Source organism: Shewanella sp. HL-SH5, assembly GCF_051163755.1.
GTDB classification, from domain to species: Bacteria; Pseudomonadota; Gammaproteobacteria; order Enterobacterales; family Shewanellaceae; genus Shewanella; species Shewanella glacialimarina.
This window is the reverse complement of record NZ_CP195038.1, coordinates 1,764,168-1,782,700: the sequence shown is the minus strand read 5'-3', so window position 1 is coordinate 1,782,700 and position 18,533 is coordinate 1,764,168. Positions and strand designations below refer to the sequence as shown.

The 18,533-nt window shown below is 40.0% G+C and carries 18 protein-coding genes, 1 tRNA gene and 2 pseudogenes; 7 read left to right on the top strand and 14 right to left on the bottom strand.

Annotated features, from left to right (window positions below; genetic code table 11):
- Nucleotides 1-37: 37 nt before the first annotated feature.
- The gene (locus tag ACRWQM_RS07725; protein ID WP_434932002.1) at nt 38-694 is read right to left on the bottom strand and encodes a methyl-accepting chemotaxis protein; all 657 of its coding nucleotides are present in this window, start codon (nt 692-694) and stop codon (nt 38-40) included.
- A 1,125-nt stretch (nt 695-1,819) separates the two neighbouring features.
- On the opposite strand from ACRWQM_RS07725, the gene ACRWQM_RS07720 reads away from it, so the two are divergent.
- Both ACRWQM_RS07720 and ACRWQM_RS07715 read left to right on the top strand, forming a co-directional pair.
- On the top strand, nt 1,820-2,239 hold the full coding sequence (locus ACRWQM_RS07720; protein ID WP_434931767.1) for a BLUF domain-containing protein: 420 nt from the start codon (nt 1,820-1,822) through the stop codon (nt 2,237-2,239).
- Nucleotides 2,240-2,382: 143 nt separating this feature from the next.
- Nucleotides 2,383-2,556: pseudogene (locus tag ACRWQM_RS07715) on the top strand (IS256 family transposase); the annotation flags it as partial.
- A gap of 153 nt (nt 2,557-2,709) precedes the next feature.
- Here the strand turns inward: ACRWQM_RS07715 and ACRWQM_RS07710 are convergent.
- Nucleotides 2,710-4,758, bottom strand: a complete 2,049-nt coding sequence (locus tag ACRWQM_RS07710; RefSeq protein ID WP_434931766.1) for a TonB-dependent receptor plug domain-containing protein — start codon at nt 4,756-4,758, stop codon at nt 2,710-2,712.
- A 75-nt stretch (nt 4,759-4,833) separates the two neighbouring features.
- On the opposite strand from ACRWQM_RS07710, the gene ACRWQM_RS07705 reads away from it, so the two are divergent.
- Nucleotides 4,834-5,235, top strand: coding sequence for a MerR family transcriptional regulator (locus tag ACRWQM_RS07705; protein WP_434931765.1), 402 nt, complete (start codon nt 4,834-4,836; stop codon nt 5,233-5,235).
- Between the two features lie 493 nt (nt 5,236-5,728).
- Here the strand turns inward: ACRWQM_RS07705 and ACRWQM_RS07700 are convergent, their stop codons facing one another.
- The 4 genes from ACRWQM_RS07700 to ACRWQM_RS07685 all read right to left on the bottom strand — a co-directional run bounded on the left by ACRWQM_RS07700 (nt 5,729) and on the right by ACRWQM_RS07685 (nt 8,523).
- Nucleotides 5,729-5,950 (bottom strand): hypothetical protein, encoded by a 222-nt coding sequence (locus ACRWQM_RS07700; protein ID WP_182723310.1) that lies wholly within the window; start codon nt 5,948-5,950, stop codon nt 5,729-5,731.
- Nucleotides 5,951-6,110: 160 nt separating this feature from the next.
- Nucleotides 6,111-6,644, bottom strand: a complete 534-nt coding sequence (locus tag ACRWQM_RS07695; RefSeq protein ID WP_248972368.1) for a hypothetical protein — start codon at nt 6,642-6,644, stop codon at nt 6,111-6,113.
- Nucleotides 6,645-7,030: 386 nt separating this feature from the next.
- A protein-coding gene (locus tag ACRWQM_RS07690) for an IS3 family transposase (RefSeq protein ID WP_434929781.1) occupies nt 7,031-8,208 on the bottom strand; the annotation gives its coding sequence in 2 pieces (ribosomal slippage) (nt 7,031-7,950 and nt 7,950-8,208; 1,179 coding nt in all).
- Between the two features lie 69 nt (nt 8,209-8,277).
- Nucleotides 8,278-8,523 (bottom strand): hypothetical protein, encoded by a 246-nt coding sequence (locus tag ACRWQM_RS07685; RefSeq protein WP_434931764.1) that lies wholly within the window; start codon nt 8,521-8,523, stop codon nt 8,278-8,280.
- Between ACRWQM_RS07685 and ACRWQM_RS07680 the strand changes: the two genes are divergently transcribed.
- Entirely contained in the window at nt 8,516-8,665 is a 150-nt protein-coding gene (locus ACRWQM_RS07680; RefSeq protein WP_434931763.1) for a hypothetical protein, read from the top strand. The genes ACRWQM_RS07685 and ACRWQM_RS07680 overlap by 8 nt on opposite strands.
- A 225-nt stretch (nt 8,666-8,890) precedes the next feature.
- Here the strand turns inward: ACRWQM_RS07680 and ACRWQM_RS07675 are convergent, their stop codons facing one another.
- From ACRWQM_RS07675 to punC, 8 genes and pseudogenes are all read right to left on the bottom strand, one after another.
- Complete coding sequence (locus ACRWQM_RS07675) at nt 8,891-9,868, bottom strand: transposase (RefSeq protein WP_238106405.1); 978 nt, start codon at nt 9,866-9,868, stop codon at nt 8,891-8,893.
- Nucleotides 9,869-9,977: 109 nt separating this feature from the next.
- Nucleotides 9,978-10,490, bottom strand: coding sequence for an RHS repeat domain-containing protein (locus tag ACRWQM_RS07670; protein ID WP_434931762.1), 513 nt, complete (start codon nt 10,488-10,490; stop codon nt 9,978-9,980).
- Nucleotides 10,491-10,828: 338 nt separating this feature from the next.
- Nucleotides 10,829-11,452 carry a hypothetical protein gene (locus ACRWQM_RS07665; protein WP_434931761.1) on the bottom strand — a complete coding sequence of 208 codons (624 nt, stop codon included), beginning with the start codon at nt 11,450-11,452 and terminating at the stop codon, nt 10,829-10,831.
- Between the two features lie 9 nt (nt 11,453-11,461).
- Entirely contained in the window at nt 11,462-11,707 is a 246-nt protein-coding gene (locus ACRWQM_RS07660) for a matrixin family metalloprotease (protein WP_434932001.1), read from the bottom strand.
- Nucleotides 11,708-11,967: 260 nt separating this feature from the next.
- Nucleotides 11,968-12,946, bottom strand: a pseudogene (locus ACRWQM_RS07655) (transposase).
- 181 nt (nt 12,947-13,127) lie between these two features.
- The gene (locus tag ACRWQM_RS07650) at nt 13,128-14,045 is read right to left on the bottom strand and encodes a hypothetical protein (RefSeq protein WP_434931760.1); all 918 of its coding nucleotides are present in this window, start codon (nt 14,043-14,045) and stop codon (nt 13,128-13,130) included.
- A 496-nt stretch (nt 14,046-14,541) separates the two neighbouring features.
- Nucleotides 14,542-14,631, bottom strand: a tRNA-Ser gene (locus ACRWQM_RS07645).
- Nucleotides 14,632-14,720: 89 nt separating this feature from the next.
- A complete protein-coding gene (punC, locus tag ACRWQM_RS07640) occupies nt 14,721-15,989 on the bottom strand; it encodes a purine nucleoside transporter PunC (protein WP_434931759.1) in 1,269 nt (422 codons plus the stop codon).
- A 113-nt stretch (nt 15,990-16,102) separates the two neighbouring features.
- Here punC and punR point away from each other — a divergent pair, with 113 nt between their 5' ends.
- The 3 genes from punR (at nt 16,103) to tusD (ending at nt 18,527) form a co-directional block, all read left to right on the top strand.
- Nucleotides 16,103-17,005, top strand: a complete 903-nt coding sequence (gene punR, locus ACRWQM_RS07635; protein ID WP_434931758.1) for a DNA-binding transcriptional activator PunR — start codon at nt 16,103-16,105, stop codon at nt 17,003-17,005.
- Between the two features lie 414 nt (nt 17,006-17,419).
- A complete protein-coding gene (locus ACRWQM_RS07630) occupies nt 17,420-18,079 on the top strand; it encodes a Bax inhibitor-1/YccA family protein (protein WP_226415474.1) in 660 nt (219 codons plus the stop codon).
- A 58-nt stretch (nt 18,080-18,137) separates the two neighbouring features.
- A complete protein-coding gene (gene tusD / locus ACRWQM_RS07625; protein ID WP_434926348.1) occupies nt 18,138-18,527 on the top strand; it encodes a sulfurtransferase complex subunit TusD in 390 nt (129 codons plus the stop codon).
- The last annotated feature ends 6 nt before the right edge of the window (nt 18,528-18,533 follow it).

The window sequence follows — 18,533 nt, the reverse complement described above, 5'->3', positions numbered from 1 at the left end:
TTGTCCTCAATGGTATTTCATTGTAGATGTCTGTTTTCTAGAAAAAATCGATATCACCACTTGCCATAGAACTGGCCGAAACAGGGTTATGTTTTTGAATTTTAAATTGTACAAGGCTTTCATTACACCCTTGTATCTTAGCTTCATCTTCCATACCACCAGGTTCCATCAATATATTTAATTGTGTATTAACTTGGGCTAATTGTTCAGCGGTATAAGACAGGTTTTGTGAGTTAATATCTCCAAATTGCAGCCCTCGCATTGCATCATTCAAAGACTGTTGTAATATTTGGTTATGTTCATCAAGAGCTGAAGTATGCTTTCGATTGCCTGTAGCGTTTTCCATTAATTTATCAATGGCAATGTGGACATTTTTTTTCGATTGCATTACATAAGTAACATCTTGCGAGGCGACGCCACCAATGTCAGCAGTTAAAGTTTCAATTTGCACTGCCATATTTTTTAGTTTCTGTTGGATCTGATTACTAAAACCCGCTGACCGAGTAGAAAGCGACCTAACCTCATCTGCTACCACGGCAAATCCGCGCCCGGCCTCGCCTGCACGTGCAGCCTCAATTGCTGCATTAAGTGCAAGTAAGTTGGTTTGTGATGCGATTTGATCAATATCTTTCATCGCCTTCATCACATCAGGAACCATAGTATTAATTCGACCGACTTTTTCGACTAGTTCCATTGAAGATGCTGACATATTGACTGTTGTTTCAACAAACTGTTCAAGAGTTTTACTGGTTTCTTGAACAAATGAAGTCAACCAACTATTTCCATGCTCATCATTTTCAGACTCTAACAACTGCATTACGCGATCTTGTTGTAGCTCTGCCAATTCTTTTAATCGAGAAAATGAAGTAACAAGGGTTTCAATAGCATCCGATTGCACATTATTTACATCGTCAACATTTTGTTTGCATTCGAGTAGGGTTGATTTTAATGTGTCCAGAAATTGTTGTTGTAATTGGTCAACATCATTAGTGAGGGTTGGCTTTGAAATCATATTTTTCACAGCCGTAGTTTGGTGATTAACAGTGGAGCTAGTCGTTATCAATTTTAGTGCAAAACCGCCAGATAGAGTGCAGATAAGTACTGCAATAAATAAAGCAACCACTACTGGCACCCAATTCATCAATAACCAAGAAATGCAAAAAGCGATAAATGAGCCTATCGCCAAAGCTACAAATGGTGATGACATAAAATGCTTTTCTTTCAAGAGACTATCCTTAATTTCTTTTTATATTAAAAGAGTAGACAGTAATTCCTTAACTGCAAATTTTATTTATATAATTTTTATTTTTTTCTTATCTCTGATCATTGCCAAAATTAGCGCACCACTGCTAGGCAATCTAGATTTAACAAAACATTAACATAAGGGTTAGAGTGGTTCAAGGTAATAAATTATGCTTTTTAGGAGGTATTCGAGAAAGATAACTTATCTCTTTATGATGATTATAATTGCTCATGTCATTTTGTTTTAGCAGCATACAAAAGTACTATTTTGGTCGTTTTTATGGTTATTAATTTCATTTAGCAAAAAGTTTATGTTCAAAAGCGATTGCTGTATCACACTGGGTTTTATGGTGCATAATGGGCACTTTATAAACAAAAAAGAGCATAGAATACTTTACCATTCAGTTCGCAGAACTGGCTTTTTAAAAGCTCAACATTTTTACTCAACCAGTTCCTAATAAAATATCCCTAGCAGTAAGAGTGCTACAGGAAAGATTTTATTCATGGCTATTACATAGCTTTTTGTAATAGTTCTATTATATTTAATTTAACTTTTTCCTAGCTATAAGAGAATAGTATGTTTCTAACTCGTTTAATCTACGTAAGTACAGTGACAGATTTTATTAGCGAATCGTCTTTAGAGGACATACTCACAAAAGCACGTTTGCATAATGCTAAAAATGGTATGACTGGAATGCTCTGCTTTAATAATAATTATTTTATTCAATGCATCGAAGGTAGTAGAGAAAGCGTTAATGAGACTTATAATAAAATTGTAACCGATACACGCCATTCCAACATTGTGATTATTGAATATTGCGAGATATATTCAAGAGAGTTTAGCTCTTGGGATATGGCATATGTGCCTGCAACTAAAAATATGGGGCCCATTAATTTAAAATTTTCAACCTCAACAGAATTCAATCCTTATAACATACCTGGTTCTGCAGCATTTCAGATGCTTTTGGAGCTTCGAAACAGTCTTATCTCTGTTTAACTTTTAGCAGCAGCCAATAAGAGACGTATAAAATCATTAGTGTAGGTTTGATAAACTATGGTGTTGATGGCTTAGAAAAGGCGACTGCCCTGTCACGAATCAGTAGCGAGACTTTTCATTAGACCAGAACAAACTAGCTGCATATCTCAGCCTCTTGTCACAGAAACTGGGCTAATCTCAATACGCTGTTTGCCCACGGTTAAGACATTCGAAAGGCAATTTATACCACTAATGCCATCAAGAACCGCAAGCTATTTCCTAATGATGACTGAGCAAAGATGGTGGTTGACTTGGCTATTATGCAAGCGTCGAAGAAATGAACGATGCCGATTAGAAACCGGTAAACGGCACAGGCATTCTATACTCGCTTATCTTTTCAATAGAGTCTGTTAACGCAAAATGCCGCAAAATGCCTCATATTTGATGAGGCTTTTTGTTGAATGCAAAGAAATCATATTAAAAGTAAAACACTAGCCAAATTTCAGCCTGACACCTGCGTTAACAATGAACCCATCGTTACGGGACCAAATATCTGTGGTCCACTGGCCACTGGGCATTCTATTAGGTAACAGAAGTGGGTGCTCATCAGTTTGTCTTACATTGAGTAAGTTCTCAAAATTAATGAACCAACTTGCTCGCCCATACGTTATCTCTCCCATTAACCCAAGGTGCCAATAAGGATTAGTTTCATCAATATATGGGTTATCGTTAACCCTTTGGGTACCGGTGTAATAGGATTCAAAGCCCATTCTAAAGTTGCCATGTTGCTCCCACATAGCAACAAAACCCGCAGAGTGACGTGGGGTTAACGCTATCTCTCTTCGTTCTGAACTATCGGGTGACTCTTCACTTGTGTCTAAATACAAGTAACTTGCGGTGAGCTTAATGTCACCCAAATAGTAACGCAGCAACACTTCAGATCCCCTAATTTCACTTGTCCCTTCAGCATTAACTAATCTAACTGCGTCGAATGTGCCGTTGTTACCCGAAGAAAAATCCACTAACCCAGTCACATTATTAACATTAGATCCAAAAAAAGTCAGGCTCGTCTCTGCATTTTCAAAAGCATAAGTGAAATCTAACGATGCGGTTTTAGCCTGTTCTTGTTGTAAATTCTCAATGGGGGCTAATCTTGATAATCCCGCAGCTTCAATCTCTTCAACAAAAGGAGTCGGCGCAAAATATCCCTGTCCATAAGAGCCTCTTATGGTTAAATTGTTTGGTCGATAAAGTAGCGATACTCTTGGGCTAAATTGGGTTCCGTACTCACTGTGCTCATCGACTCGAGCACTGTATGAGGTTGTGATTTGTTCCGAATGGGTATAATCAAGCTGAGCAAATACACCTGGCACCTCATAGGAATAATCAAACACTGGAAAGGTGTTTGAGGTAAAAACCTCTGACTGATACGCTAAACCGACAACCCAATCACTGTTATCTGTATAACCCGCAAGGCTGTTTTCAAGCAAATAACTCTCGTGTTTATCTTCTTCTAAGTCAATACCATAAATATGCGTGTGTTCTTGTACCATAGCCGAGGCTCGCGTATTAAAGGTCAGTGACTCTAATACCGGAAGGCTAAACACAACACCAGCGTCAAGCCTATCTGAGTCTTGTGATTGCTCAAATGATTGACCATCTGCAAGTTTATTATCGCCTAGGGTTCCTCCCGTTCGTTGCTCTGACATCAAGCCGCTAGTCACATACAGTGTTTGCCCAGCGTCCCCTTGCCAAAATATTCGAGGCCGCACGGTATACCTTTCATAGCCAGCCAAATCAATCCAGCCATCATTATCAATATCTTGCTCATCTTGATAATGAGAACCAGCAGTTATCGAGCCTTTTATATCCTCACTCAGCGGCGATTCAATATAAGTCGTCACATCCTGACCAGCTCGAGTGGTTGAGTTTACTAACACCTCACCGTTTAATTCATCACTTGGGGTTCTAGATATCAGGTTAATCACCCCGCCCAAGGCAGAGCCACCATAAAGTGATGACGCCGAGCCTTTAATAATTTCTACCCGGCTAAGATCAGTTGGCGGAATTTGTAACAAGCCTATTGATGACGCTTGATTACCATAAAGCGGTAAACCATCAGCCAATAGTTGTGTATAACGACCATACAGACCTTGGAGGCGAATATTTGCACTGCCTAAAGCCGGAGACGTCGTTTGCAACCTAACCCCACCCGTCTCAGCCACTAGCATAGAAATGTTACCAGGCCGCATCGCGGCTTTTTCTTCAATTTCTTCACGGTTAATTAATTCAACACGAATGGGCTGCTCATCGGCAATACGTCCAGAACGCGTGGCTTGCACGATAATGGTTTCCATTTTTTCTTCGTGATCATGCTCATCTTCATGCTCATCATGCTCATCGGCATGGGTTTGCTCAGTGTGCGAATGGGTTTCGCTATTATCAGGGCTATGGATCAAATTGTCGGCAGTGCTTGCCTGACTTAAGTTTGTTATACCCAGTGACAAAATTAACGATGCCGCTGCAGAATAGCTAAACATACAACTTCCTTTTACAAAACATGACTTAAAAATGATATGCTCAAGTCTAAAGGTTACAGCTAGGGGAAGGTCAAGTTGAAAATAAGTGAATTGGCATTAGCAGCCCAAGTATCAGTAAAAACAATCCGATATTATGAGCAAATTGAGTTACTATGCGCCCCAGTCCGCACTGATAATGGCTATCGTCATTACCAACAAAAAGACATAGAAACACTAGTTTTTATCCGAAGATGCAGAGAATTAAACATTGCATTAGATGACATTAAACGCCTAGTTGATACCCAACAAGACCCCAAATCCTCATGCCTCCTGGTAGATAACATTATTGCCGAGCAACTGGCACGTATTCAACAAACCCAGCGAGAGCTGGCATTATTAGAGCAATCATTAGCCACCCTTGCCTCTTGTTGTAAAAGCCACCAAATTAAAGACTGCAGCATTTTACAAAGCCTAAAATCACCGTCAGTCATAACGTAAGTCAATTAGCCTGCGCTTTTTACAAAAATTGAATCGTTCAGAAAATCCCACCTTAGGTTGATATTAGCATAGCTAACTTAAAGGTATTTTTGCTTGAGAAATTTCAAGTGCCAACACCCTGAAATAGAGAATAATGCTGACGCGAAGATAACTATTGTCGCGATAGACAATTACGTAGCTTGCGTAAAAGAAAGAGGAGCACTCAGTTTAAATTCCTATTTTTCGCGCAAATAAAAAAGCCTTCTCTTTCGATAAGGCCTCTTCATTAGAATGTGGCTGAGGGATAGCTTGCTTGTAATAAAGAGGCACCTGGGGTTCAAAGTTTTATCTTTCGCCAAAACAAAAAAGCCTCATCATTTCTGATGAGGCTTTCTCGTTGAATGTGGCGGAGGGATAGGGATTTGAACCCAGACTCTCGAATTAAATAGGTAAAATAGTCGTTTAAATTCATTTGGTTGCAGAGATTTGCATCTTCAAAGTCTGCAATTGCTAACTAAGATTGACTATATGATTGAAATGAAAAATTGTCAATTGAAGTTGGCTTTATCCATAATGCAACGACTAGGCTTTCAGTTTTGCTGATGCGTTCAATCTCTGATGATGTTAGATACTCACGCTCACGAACATCTTTATATTTGCGGGTATTGGTAACTTTCGAGTTTTCGGTGTTTGGGGTGGGTGTTCTGTAATCTTCTAAGTTGCTGATATTACTCATTCGGCTCTCCATAACTTTCGAGATTATAGTCTAAAATTGGAATATTTTGGAGATGGTGTGGGGTTGTTGCTGATGCTGAAGTGGGGTGAAGCAGTGATTATGGTTGGTAAAGTAAGGGCCGGATCCCGCAGGGATACGGCCAGCAAAAGTCAGTACGAATCTAAAAGCCACACTCTTTTTTTAAATAACTTTTAAGTTTGTGATACTCAGTTGAAATATCAGTTTCAATGCTCATACCGTTTGTTTCAGCTTCAAGTCCAGCCCAGAAAACATAAAACTTATGAAGGTCTCTTTCAAAGATTCCCATACATTGAAATTCCACTCCTAGTTTTGAATTTGTGTCAAGGCCCCAAATGTTTATCAGGTATTGGTCAAGGTCGTACTGGCGCTCTTCTATGTCACTGTCGGGCGTGTAGCCATTGAGTGCCTCTAGGCTATTTCCTAGACCATAGTATTTCGAAAATCGTTTTATAAACTTTGGAGGCAACATTCTGTTTAACTCCATAGCAGCTTCTCGCAACCCTTTTGGTTTCCAGTATTCACCATTCCTTACTTTTGGCCTAACCATCAATGTAGCAAACAACCCAGAATAATTACTGATAGCGCTTTTCGTTGTTGGTGAACTCTCAACAACGATTATTCTAGGTGACGCCTTCGGTAATGGCTCTGAGGTCCTTTGGTAATCTTCGGCCATTGCGCACCCCGTAGAAACAAACATAATAAACAAGCATGTTACTTTTATAGTGTTTAGCATTATTCAATCCTTAATTTGACGAACCATACGGTGTCATACATGGCGCCCCTCCAGAGCATATTGATTCACCTTTAGCTCCCCACCTCTCTCTGGTTCTTTTGGCGATTGATTCGTTTATAAACCTAACGTCGCCTTTAGGGGTGCGAACGTAATACCCGGCAGTTGAACCACTAAGAACTGCTTGAGCATCTGTTTTACTGAAACCCTCCTGATTTCCATGTCCTCCGGGATGAGTGTGAACAGTAAGTGCATTCCAACTCTTTCTCGAGCCCCAGCCGCTTGGTTTTCTTATGAGTGCCGACACCGTAAATGTCGCAGTGTAGTGGTCAAGTAAAATTGGCCACGGTTTTAGAGTCATTCCAATATAAACGTTCTGACTCATTTGGCGTTAACCCACCATTATATTGATGGGGCCTAGTTTCACTGTAATATCCAGTGATGTAATTTGTGATCGCTTTGTCTGCTTCTGTAAAATTCCCATAACCATTTACAGGTACCCATTCAGATTTCAAACTTCTAAAGAAACGCTCCATTGGTGCGTTATCCCAACAATTCCCGCGACGACTCATACTTTGCTCAATCTGAAGACGCCATAATAACTGCCTAAATTTCAAGCTAGTATAATGCGAACCCTGATCACTGTGATAAATCACATTCTCAGGTTTACCCCTTAACTCAAACGCCATATTCAAGGCTTTGCACGTCAGTTCACTATCTGGCGATAATGACAAAGCCCATCCCACAGGTTTGCGGGAAAATAAATCTAGAACAACCGCTAAATATGCCCAACGATTACCGACCCAAACATACGTCACGTCGCCACACCACACTTGATCTGGTTGGGTAACAGCAAACTGTCGATTAAGCGTATTAGGGATAGCTACATGCTCTTGTGTTGCTTTCCTATAAGCATGCTTAGGCTGCTGACAACTGACTAACCCAAGCTTTATCATGAGATTACGGGCTCGATAACGACTAAGTTTAATCCCTTTGTTAGTCACTAATTGCGCTATCGTTCGAGCACCGGCAGAGCCATTACTAATACGATGCGCGGTCTTCACTTCACTGCATAAAATTGTAAAATCAGCATCAATATGCTCTTTTCTTTTTAGCCAATATTTATAGCTACTTCGATGCACTTTGAATGCATTACAAATTGTGAGAATAGAGTGGCTCTGCTTGAGTTGGCTGATTAGCGCAAATTGTTCATCGAGTCTGACATCAAGAGAGCGGTAGCCTTTTTTAGGATTAGATTATGCTCCTCAATACGTGCTATGTGTTTCTTCAACTCACGAATTTCAATTTGTTCAGGGGTAATGGGAGAGGCTTTTGGCGTGCCACCCTGGCGTTCTAGTTTTAACTGTCTCACCCATTTATCCATGGTTGATTTACCCACGTTCATCGCCTTTGCAGCTTCGATGATGCTATGGTTTTTATCTAGGACTAATTGGGCTGCTTCAAGTTTGAATTCAGGACTAAATGTTTTTCGGGTTGTCGATCTCATGTGTTCACCTAAAGTAATTTACGAGGTAATAATATCACCTCTATTTAGGTGGCCAAAATAACTATGCCACTACACAGAGACCTTTTCTGCTGTGGTGAAGTAGTAATTCCCATTATCCCCTTGGACAACGAATCCCATGAGCTCTGAGTCTTTATCGGTTAACTGATATGCCGCCTCATTTCGGTCATAAAATGCTTTAGCTGCATAATGAGGGTCAGCCCAGCCATCTTCAAAGTCATCAGCAATTACAACCTCGAAATCCGCTTCATGGACTTTGCCTTTCTTTTCGCCCCGTTTAGAGCCAGAAATGTCCACCTTATCTACATTGGTACTACTATTTCCTTTATGTAAGCTAACGGTTCCTGTAGTTTTACCAACCTGCGCGGTACCGCCACCATTACCGTCAAATGATATGGAAAAGTTCTTCTCGCCATTTGAAACTGAAGTTAATTTATAAGAAACGTACCAGTGCCACCCATTTCTTGAACAAATAACATAACTCGTTTTCATGGCTTTGGCGAGGCTTATGATTGATGTGATCAGCTCATCAATTTTTATCGATATAGCTAAAATATTATCGTTAAATGAGTGATTTATGTGTCATCTAAGAAATTTAGCACAGCAGAGAACATTGATAGCTATCAAGCATAAGAAAAATTGTAATTTTATTTGGGATGATGACTTACGCGCACAGCCAACGCTGACAATTTGCCGCGCCTTGTCGTCGTTTTCGCTCTAAATGCTCACAGTATTCAGTTAAGGCAGGTAGCGCTCCGACTGCACCTTTAAATAATGCACCAAACTCTGTAGTGATTTTAAGCCAATTCTCTGCGGGGATGTTTAGCCTATTCAGTATGTCCTGACTGCTTGAGCTAATGGCACCACGCTTATCTTCTCGAATAATCCGACCGGTATCTTCAACTAGTACAATGTAATCTTTCACGCTGAACATGAGCCCGTTAGGCATATTGAGTCTTTCATTTCCCACAAACGGTAATAGCTCAGCTGGTTGCTCACCTTTCATTGCTGAATTTATTCGACGTTGAATACTGGTGTAATCTGAGGTTTCAGGGGTTGTGGCCATCTTGGCTCTGACTGGGTTTAAATCTACATAGGCCATACAGGCTAATACTGCAGCTTCATCGAGTAGTGCTTGAGATTTGAAACGCCCTTCCCAGAAACGACCAGTGCACTTATCTTCTTTATTGGCCATTCTGGCTATAGGCTCACTGAGTGAGCGCATAAACCAACTGATATCAATTAAGCGTTTACGGTATTCAGTAATGCATTCATTAACCGTTTGAAGTTCAAACTGGTTAAGGTCTTCCTCTTTAAGGTATTTGTGCGTGAGTAACGTACCTTTAAAGCCCTTATGCCATTGAATGAGCACTTCTTTATCTGACCACTGTTTTGCTTTATCAGCATCAACTTTTAACACCACATGCAGATGGTTACTCATCACGGCATAGGCACAAATATCAATAGCAAAAATGGTCGCTAACTCAAGAATGCGTGAATCGACCCACTCGCGTCGATGCTCAAAGTTCTCACCTGTGGATTTATCAAAACCGCAAAGAAATGCCTTACGCACCACACGAGAGCAGCAGTGATAGTAAGGCGTATCTTCCAGGCTAACGATCGTCTGTCTTGGTCTGGCCATCTTAATTACCGTTTGTGAAAGGGTAAATAAAGCCTAGTTCAGTGTTGAATATTTAGCCAACAGGAATGGGTGGCCATGTTATTTTATTTAACAGGAATGGGTGGCCATGTTATTTTATTTCGTCTGGTTCTGGATCAACTTCATCCTTCTTTTCAGCACTATACCCAGTCGGATCAACCCCACTCATCGGGTTATTCAAAATATACGAATACGGGTTCGCGCTCTGGCTATTCTCTGGGAACTGCAAAAACGGGTCAACACTTAAAAAGCGGCCGATGTTGAAATCGTATATCCGCCCGTTCATGTGAATAAGCTCTTGCTCATTTAAATGCTCATGGTCGGTGTAGCCTCTGGTGACACCTTGCCAGCTAGTTAACAGGTTATTACCTGCAGCAATGTCTCTTGGACGACCAAATACATCATAACCACGGTGCTGCAGTACTGCTCCGGTTTTGGCATCCATCAAGGTATCGACACTGCCTAAGTGGTCGCGCAGTACATGCTGGAACGGTGATTGATTACCTAAGCTGCCCACATGGGCTTTCATCTTAATGGTGTGGTCACCAATATAGGTTTTATCTACCGTACTGCTTAAGGTCACTTCACGCTCAAAACTGCCCACATAATACGTTGTTGATACAATACTGCCACCTTGATGTTTAATCTGTTTATAGCGGTTACCATTGGCATCGTAACTGAAGGTGCTTTTTACATTATTGCGGTCAACCGTTAACGGCTTGTTTTGGTCGTTATAGGTTAACGTTACACCATCAACCGTGAGCCTATTACCGTTATTGTCATAGGTGAAGTTTTGGGTGCTATTACGGATAAACTGCCTAATGGCGTTAGGGCCTGCATTACCGCCAGCACCTTTGCCTACACTACCGTAAAAATTATGTCCAAATTATTCTTTTCTTAACCGCTGGATGATCAATTAACGATGAGTGTCTTTGTTAATAGTTATAGTGTACATATCTCCTTATGAGTTTTTACAGAGTACGTAACTGAATATAGCTCATCGATACTATCCACCCCCACTCTGAGCTCATACAGTGGCTCGCTTGAGTCCCTTAAGTTAACTGAAGCAGAGTGCACTCTTACTCCGGAATACTCAATTTTATCGATAGGATGGCAGTTTGAAAACTGAATGCCATTCCTTACTTTAAGTTCAATTTCGTCCTTTTTATCCATAAGAAAAGACATCGCATCAACACTAATACCTTGAAATAGTTTTGGTGGGAGGTAGGGTATTAAATTAGAACAAGAGCCTCCAATCTCCCTTCCTACCATGAATGTGGTAGTTCTGCTGAACTCATCATCAGAAGCGGAGTGCCAGTCAGTATATGACAAACAAAATTTTGAAAATATAACCCTTGGTTTAAATTTGACCCACCAATGCTTATAAGATTTATTAGAAATTATTTCCTCGCCACCGCCACAATCATCAACGGTCTGAGAGCTACACAGACCGCCAGTCAAGCCATTAACATCAAGCCTACTTAACACAGAACTCTTTTCGTTAATATTGGCAAGCGTCAAGCTGGGAATGATTGAAATAAAAAATATAATAATAATTCTCATCATAAAAAACACCTATCTATAGCCATTGTATAAGGTTTTGATATCTTGTAACGTAGCTTTAACGTCTTTATATCTACTGCTATTGGTCATTATCGAGTTGCAAGAAGAGCAGTTTCTAAGCCCTAAGTTGTGACCTAATTCATGTCCAGCCACATCATTTCTGTACAATACCCTACTAGTGGGTAACCACATATCACTGCCTGATACAGTTGCTTCACCTAGCGGCCCATTTGCCTTAGCGGCGTAAAATGATGCCACCCATATTTTTAACAAATAACATAACTTGTTTTCATTATAAAAAAACGAAGCCACCCATTTTTTGAACAAATAACATAACTCGTTTTCATGGCTTTGGCGAGGGTTACGAACGATGTGATCAACTCATCAATTTTTATCGATATAGCTAAAATATTATCGTTAAATGAGTGATTTATGGTCATCTAAGAAATTCAACACAGCAGAGAACCTTGATATCAATCAAGCATAGGAAGAATTGTAATTTTATTTGGGATGATGACTTACGCGCACAGCCAACGCTGACAATTTGCAGCGCCTTGTCGTCGTTTTCGCTCTAAATGCTCACAATATTCAGTTAATGCTGGTAAGGCACCGACAGCACCTTTAAATAATGCACCAAACTCTGTAGTGATCTTAAGCCAATTCTCTGCGGGGATGTTTAGCCTATTCAGTATATCCTGACTGCTTGAGCTAATTGCGCCACGTTTATCTTCTCGAATAATTCGACCGGTATCTTCAACCAGTACAATGTAATCTTTAACGCTGAACATGAGTCCGTTAGGCATATTGAGTCTTTCATTTCCCACAAACGGTAATAGCTCAGCTGGTTGTTCTCCTTTTCATTGCTGAATTTATTCGACGTTGAATACTGGTGTAATCTGAGGTTTCTGGAGTGGCGGCCATCTTGGCTCTGACTGGGTTTAAATCCACATAAGCCATACAGGCGAGTACTGCGGCTTCATCAAGTAATGCCTGGGATTTAAACCTGCCTTCCCAGAATCTGCCTGTGCACTTGTCTTCTTTGTTGGCCATTCTAGCGATTGGCTCACTGAGTGAACGCATAAACCAACTGATATCAATTAAGCGCTGTCTGTATTGAATGACACAGTCATTAACCGTCTTTAATTCAAATTCATTCAGGTCTTCACCTTTTACAAACTTGTGAGTCAATAACGTCCCCTTAAAACCTTTATGCCACTGTATTAGCACGTCTTTATCTGACCATGCCTTAGCTTTGACTGCATCAACTTTTAACACCACATGCAAATGGTTACTCATCACCGCATAGGCACAAATATCAATGGCAAAGATGGTCGCTAATTCAAGGATGCGCGAATCAACCCATTCTCGGCGATGCTCAAAGTTCTCACCTGTGGATTTATCAAAACCGCAAAGAAATGCCTTACGTACCACACGCGAACAACAGTGATAGTAAGGCGTATCTTCTAGACTAACGATAGTTTGTCTTGGTCTGGCCATCTTCAATTACCATTTTTAAAGCGTAAATAAAGCGTAGTTGAGCGGTCAATATTTAGCCAGAAATCTTGGGTGTCATAATTATTTGTTTTGTTATCAATTTTCAAAAACAATAACTAAAACCTAAGTGGGTAATAAATATTTAGTCTACAGTTCATTAGAGTTCATATTATTAATTTCCCAGTTAACTAAACATAGAATTCATATCAAAACCTTGCTGTTGAAGCTTGGCTGTTAATTGTTCAAAAACCTCATCATGCACATCATCCCCATCAACCAGATGAATATCATTAAGTATACCAAAAGCAGGGTGTTCTATATCTGGGGTATCAATACCACGTACTTTACGTAATGCTAATAACATTAATACCGGATAAGGAATAAACTGCCAGTTCATATTATTAAACTCAAAAAAACATTTACTCGGCGGCGCAGCAACTTGCATCACTTGATCATCACATAACAGCGTTATGTAACTTTTAATTTTATCGGGGTTTACAGTATCCCAATCATCAACGATATGTTGATAAGCAAAGTCATTGACAGTACAACTTAAGCGTTCAGTTTTATACTGAGCAAAAAGCAAAAGCATAAAATCTGTCAAATGACTTTTTGAACGATTAATCCAACCACGATTATAAGCTTCAGATAAATATATAAATATTTTATCTGCATTGTCATAATCACCTAAAATTACAGCAATACATATATTAAAAATGTCATCAGGGCGAATTAACCCTATTGCTTCTTTCCCCAATACATTTGCAGCCCGTTGGTAGGAAAATAGATTAATAGCACCTCCAAGCAAGCCATATTTAACTGTTTTGGTTAGCCAGCCCCTTGCAACACTTCCTTCCTCGATAAAGGTAGCTTCCACATGTAATTCACATAAAGTCTGAGAAGTACTCATTTCTGATTTTAATAGTGCCCAAGGTAGATAGGGCAAGTCTTTCCGTTGGGGCGGTATCTCTCTATTTACTTTTCCATGTTCTGCGTAATAAATTAACTCCTGATTATGAAACTCAAAAGCACTAGCAAACTTCGAAATGTTATTTCGGGCTGCACGTTTCTTGCGTAAAAACTTATCTAGATTTTTATTCATTTTATTATCCTGCAGGGACTGTTTTAACAGTAGCAACACCAGAGGCACCTGGTCGAGGTACACTCACCTTTGCCAAAATAGGTTTTAGCCAGAAATCTTGGGTGTCATAATTATTTGTTTGGGTGTCTTAATTATTTGCATTAATTATTTGCAGAAAATCCCACCTTAGGTTGATATTAGCATAGCTAACTTAAAGGCATTTTTGCTTGAGAAATTTCAAGTGCCAACGCTCTGAAATAGAGAATAATGCTGACGCGAAGATAACTATTGTCGCGATAGACAATTACATTGCTTGCTTAAAAGAAAGAGGAGCACGGAGTTTAAATTCCTATTTTTCGCCCAAATAAAAAAGCCTTATCTTTCGATAAGGCCTCTTCATTAGAATGTGGCTGAGGGATAGCTTGCTTGTAATAAAGAGGCACCTGGGGTTCAAAGTTTTATCTTTCACCAAAACAAAAAAGCCTCATCATTTCTGATGAGGCTTTCTCGTTGAATATGGCGGAGGGATAGGGATTTGAACCCTAGAACGGGATAAACCGTTGCCGGTTTTCAAGACCGGTGCATTCGACCACTCTGCCACCCCTCCGAACGCGGCGAATAATATGACAACCTATTGATGCTGTAAAGTCCTAATTGAAAAAAAATGTTCAATTGCCTACTTTAAGATCACTTTGGCTAATCTTCATCCTTTTTAAAGGCTATTCTGGCTGGGTCTGGCATTGTGAAAGAATTTTTAAATCTTTCCCATGTTGTATGACGACTGGTGTAATAGGCGCTAAATACCATCACTGAACAAATTAAAATGCCTAAACCGATTGCCTGCTCACCTGCTCCAGCAAATGCGGCCACAATACTTGATGCGCCAAATGCGACACTGATTTGAATAAAGTTCTGTAATCCAGCAGCTTTTGCGGCATCATCTTTAAATGTTTGCAATGCATTGTTCACTACAATCGGGTATATCGCACCATTTGCTGCGGCCATAAAAGCAAACACGATTAATAGTGGATAGATGGTTGTCATCTCGAAAGCGATGGTCAAAATTGAAATCAAGATTGTTGTGGTAAAGAACAGGCCTAACTGCACTTTCAATGCGGTTTGACTGCCAAAACGTTTAATGAGTATTTTTCCGCTATAACCACCAATGATGAACATGATAGTTTGTGGAATAAAACTTAAGCCGATCGCTGTTGCATCAAAGCCAAATTTATCCATCACCGCTGGCCACAGGGTTAAGTAAGCAAAGAAAGCACCAGAACATGCGGCAAAAATCATCACATTACCCACATAGAATGGATTTGCTAACATTTGCTTGAATGTCATCGCTTTATCTTTATCGGCTTTAATTGCTTCTGCGCTAGGCTTGTCGGCTTTGACAAATATTTGTGTCATCAAAATCAACAAAACACCGAGTAACGCTAAACAAACAAAAATACTCTGCCATCCCCAATACGATAAGAAAAACGCACCGATTAAAGGCGCTATCGCGGGTGATAACGCAACCAGTGGCATAATGTTAGACAATACATGCTGAGATTCTTGAGCATCATACTTTTCAATGACCAAAGCTTGCCAAATTACACTGGCACTGCACACTCCTATAGCTTGAATGAAACGGCCAATGTTCATCATGACAATATTATCGCTAACAATGATTAGGCCAGTAGCCATAACAAATAGCAATAAACCTAATAGCAGTGAATTTCGCTTACCCCATTTTTCAACCAACTTGCCATAAAGCAGTTGACCAAAAGCTAAGCCCGCTAAGAATGTCGTGAGCGACATTGCCACATCCGCAGAGGATGCATTAAATGAGCCTTCAATTGATTTAAAAGCAGGCAAGTACATATCGGTGGCAATAAAACACAGCATACTCAGAATGGTTAAATAGAGAAAAAAACCAGCTTTCTCAATAGCACCAGGGGATTGTTGTTGTTTATTCATATCTAATACTCAAATTAATTTTCATTGGAACTAGTTTAATTATTAGAAATTCATCTGTGAAACGTTTATATTTGAACACAGCCATCAAAAAATATCACAGCAAAGGTTGCCCTATGCTTTCAGAACAAACGTTACACATGATTGATATTGTCGCCCGATTAGGCAGTTTTACTGCGGCGGCAAATGAATTACATAAAGTGCCGTCAGCGGTGAGTTACGCTGTTAAACAAGTAGAGACTGATATTGGCGTAGTGTTATTTGAACGCCACCATAGATCGGTAACCTTAACCCAGCCAGGAGAGCATTTTTTAAAACATGCTCGAGAGTTACTCAGGCAAATGGATGAACTGAAACGTGAAACACAACGAGTTGCCAATGGCTGGCAACCCACTTTGTCGATTGCGTTAGATAATATCGTTAGAGCTGATAAAATCAGTTCCTTAATTGCTGATTTTTATCGCCATTTTGATGATGTTGAATTAATTATTCAAATTGAAGTGTTTAATGGTGTGTGGGAGTCTCTGGCGAGTGGCCGCAGTATGGTGGCAATTGGTGCTACAACCGCTATTCCTGTTGGTGGGGTTTATCAATACCGTGATATGAAAGACATTGAATGGGCATTTTTAGTTAGTAAGAACCACCCATTAGCCGCGATTGATCGACCGCTTGAAGACGATGAACTGAGACAATATCCCGCTATTTGTTTAGAAGATACCTCAAGAGAAATCCCCAAACGCACTACCTGGCTTTTAGACAATCAGCGCCGTTTAGTAGTGCCAGATTGGATAAGAGCCATTAATTGTTTTCGCTCCGGCTTAGGCGTGGGTTATATGCCAATTCACCTGGCGCAGCCGTTTATTAGCGGTGGAATGTTAATTGAAAAGCAATTAATAAACTCTAAACCCTCTAGCCCTTGCTGCTTAGCCTGGGATCAAGACCGTATGTCCCCTGCGCTGCAATGGGTGTTAGATTATTTAGGTGACACAGAAAAATTACACCGGGAATGGTTAGCTTAGTTTTATTAGCTTTATTTTATTAGCGTCATTTTGATAACTTAAACGATTTGCATTTTGTGCTTCACACAGCATCACTTGGATTGTATTTGACATTAATTTTTGGAAACTAATAAGTTGAGTTTTCAGCTTTCGCCCTCATATTTACTGATATAGATATAAAAAATGCTAGCGTAGTAATAATGCTAACGTGAAAGTACCCTAAAAGCGTTATTTTTAATATTGGCTTAAGCTAGCTTGATAACAATGGTGACATATTTAAATTTAAATGGCTTAAATTATTGGTTAACCCTTATTTATGGTGCTAAATCGCTATGTTTACTTTAAGCTGGGTCATATAAATTAATTAATTAATCAACTATTTGCGTGTGGTTGTTTATTGTTCAGAATACGCATTTTACTGTCTTGGAGACTGTTATGAATCAACAAACTTTGTCGGGCCATCAAGCTACGACGGTGGAAACAAACAAACTTATCAAAAACACCTATATGCTGTTGTCGATGACGTTGGCATTTGCCGCGGTAATGGCGGGTGTGGCCATGGCGTTAAATATTGGTCCATTCATGTCTATCGGCTTATCATTAGGCAGTATTGTGGTTATGATAGTCACCTTGAAAAAAGCCGATAACGCGTCAGGTTTAGCGTGGATATTTGCTTTCACTGGTATGCAAGGTGCATCACTAGGTTACATTTTGAACCACTATGTCGGTTTAGCAAATGGTCCTGAGTTAATCATGCAAGCCTTTGGATTAACCTCAGTTATATTTGTGTCGCTGTCAGCTTACGCAATCACCACCAAGAAAGATTTCAGCTTTATGGGTGGCTTTTTGTTTGCAGGTTTATTAGTGGTTATCGGCGCATCACTGATTAACATGTTTGTCGGTAACGGCGTAGCATTTGTGGCTATTCAAGCTGCTGTAGCACTGTTGATGGTAGGCTTAATCCTTTATGATACAAGCCGTATCGTAAACGGTGGCGAAACCAATTATATTCGCGCTACCATTTCGTTATTCTTAAACTTCATCAACTTATTCATGGCGCTACTGCACTTATTAGGCATGAATAACGACGATTAATCGTCATTGACAGTAATTTACGATAAAATGGCCCTAAATTAGGGCCATTTTTTTTATAATGAATAAATTTATTGTACAAGTGAACGGACCAGCCTATGGGTCTACTGCCAGCTTTAGAGCACTTAAGTTCTGCCAAGCTGCGGTTTCTGCTGGTCATCAAATTGTAAAAGTCTTTTTTTATCAAGACGGTGTATACAATAGTAATGCCCTTAATTGCCCGGCTTCCGATGAAGTTAACCTACAGCAAATGTGGCTAACCTTCTCACAAGATAATCACACCCCAGTTATCAATTGTGTTTCAGCGGCACTGCGCCGTGGTGTGTTGTCTGAACAAGATGCGCTTGAAAATGCTAAAGCCCATTGGAACAGTAACGATGTATTTGTGATGGGTGGCTTAGGTGAGCTTGTTAGCGGCATAGAACATGCCGATCGCTTAGTGTGCTTTTAAGGACTG

Bases quoted from the DNA above. Each gene is read 5' to 3' on its own strand.
- ACRWQM_RS07725 (WP_434932002.1), bottom strand. From the start codon at position 694: ATGGAACTAGTCGAAAAAGTCGGTCGAATTAATACTATGGTTCCTGAT.
- ACRWQM_RS07720 (WP_434931767.1), top strand. From the start codon at position 1,820: ATGTTTCTAACTCGTTTAATCTACGTAAGTACAGTGACAGATTTTATT.
- ACRWQM_RS07710 (WP_434931766.1), bottom strand. From the start codon at position 4,758: ATGTTTAGCTATTCTGCAGCGGCATCGTTAATTTTGTCACTGGGTATA.
- ACRWQM_RS07700 (WP_182723310.1), bottom strand. From the start codon at position 5,950: ATGAGTAATATCAGCAACTTAGAAGATTACAGAACACCCACCCCAAAC.
- ACRWQM_RS07695 (WP_248972368.1), bottom strand. From the start codon at position 6,644: ATGGCCGAAGATTACCAAAGGACCTCAGAGCCATTACCGAAGGCGTCA.
- ACRWQM_RS07680 (WP_434931763.1), top strand. From the start codon at position 8,516: ATGTCCACCTTATCTACATTGGTACTACTATTTCCTTTATGTAAGCTA.
- ACRWQM_RS07675 (WP_238106405.1), bottom strand. From the start codon at position 9,868: ATGGCCAGACCAAGACAGACGATCGTTAGCCTGGAAGATACGCCTTAC.
- ACRWQM_RS07665 (WP_434931761.1), bottom strand. From the start codon at position 11,452: ATGATGAGAATTATTATTATATTTTTTATTTCAATCATTCCCAGCTTG.
- ACRWQM_RS07650 (WP_434931760.1), bottom strand. From the start codon at position 14,045: ATGAATAAAAATCTAGATAAGTTTTTACGCAAGAAACGTGCAGCCCGA.
- punC (WP_434931759.1), bottom strand. From the start codon at position 15,989: ATGAATAAACAACAACAATCCCCTGGTGCTATTGAGAAAGCTGGTTTT.
- punR (WP_434931758.1), top strand. From the start codon at position 16,103: ATGCTTTCAGAACAAACGTTACACATGATTGATATTGTCGCCCGATTA.
- ACRWQM_RS07630 (WP_226415474.1), top strand. From the start codon at position 17,420: ATGAATCAACAAACTTTGTCGGGCCATCAAGCTACGACGGTGGAAACA.
- tusD (WP_434926348.1), top strand. From the start codon at position 18,138: ATGAATAAATTTATTGTACAAGTGAACGGACCAGCCTATGGGTCTACT.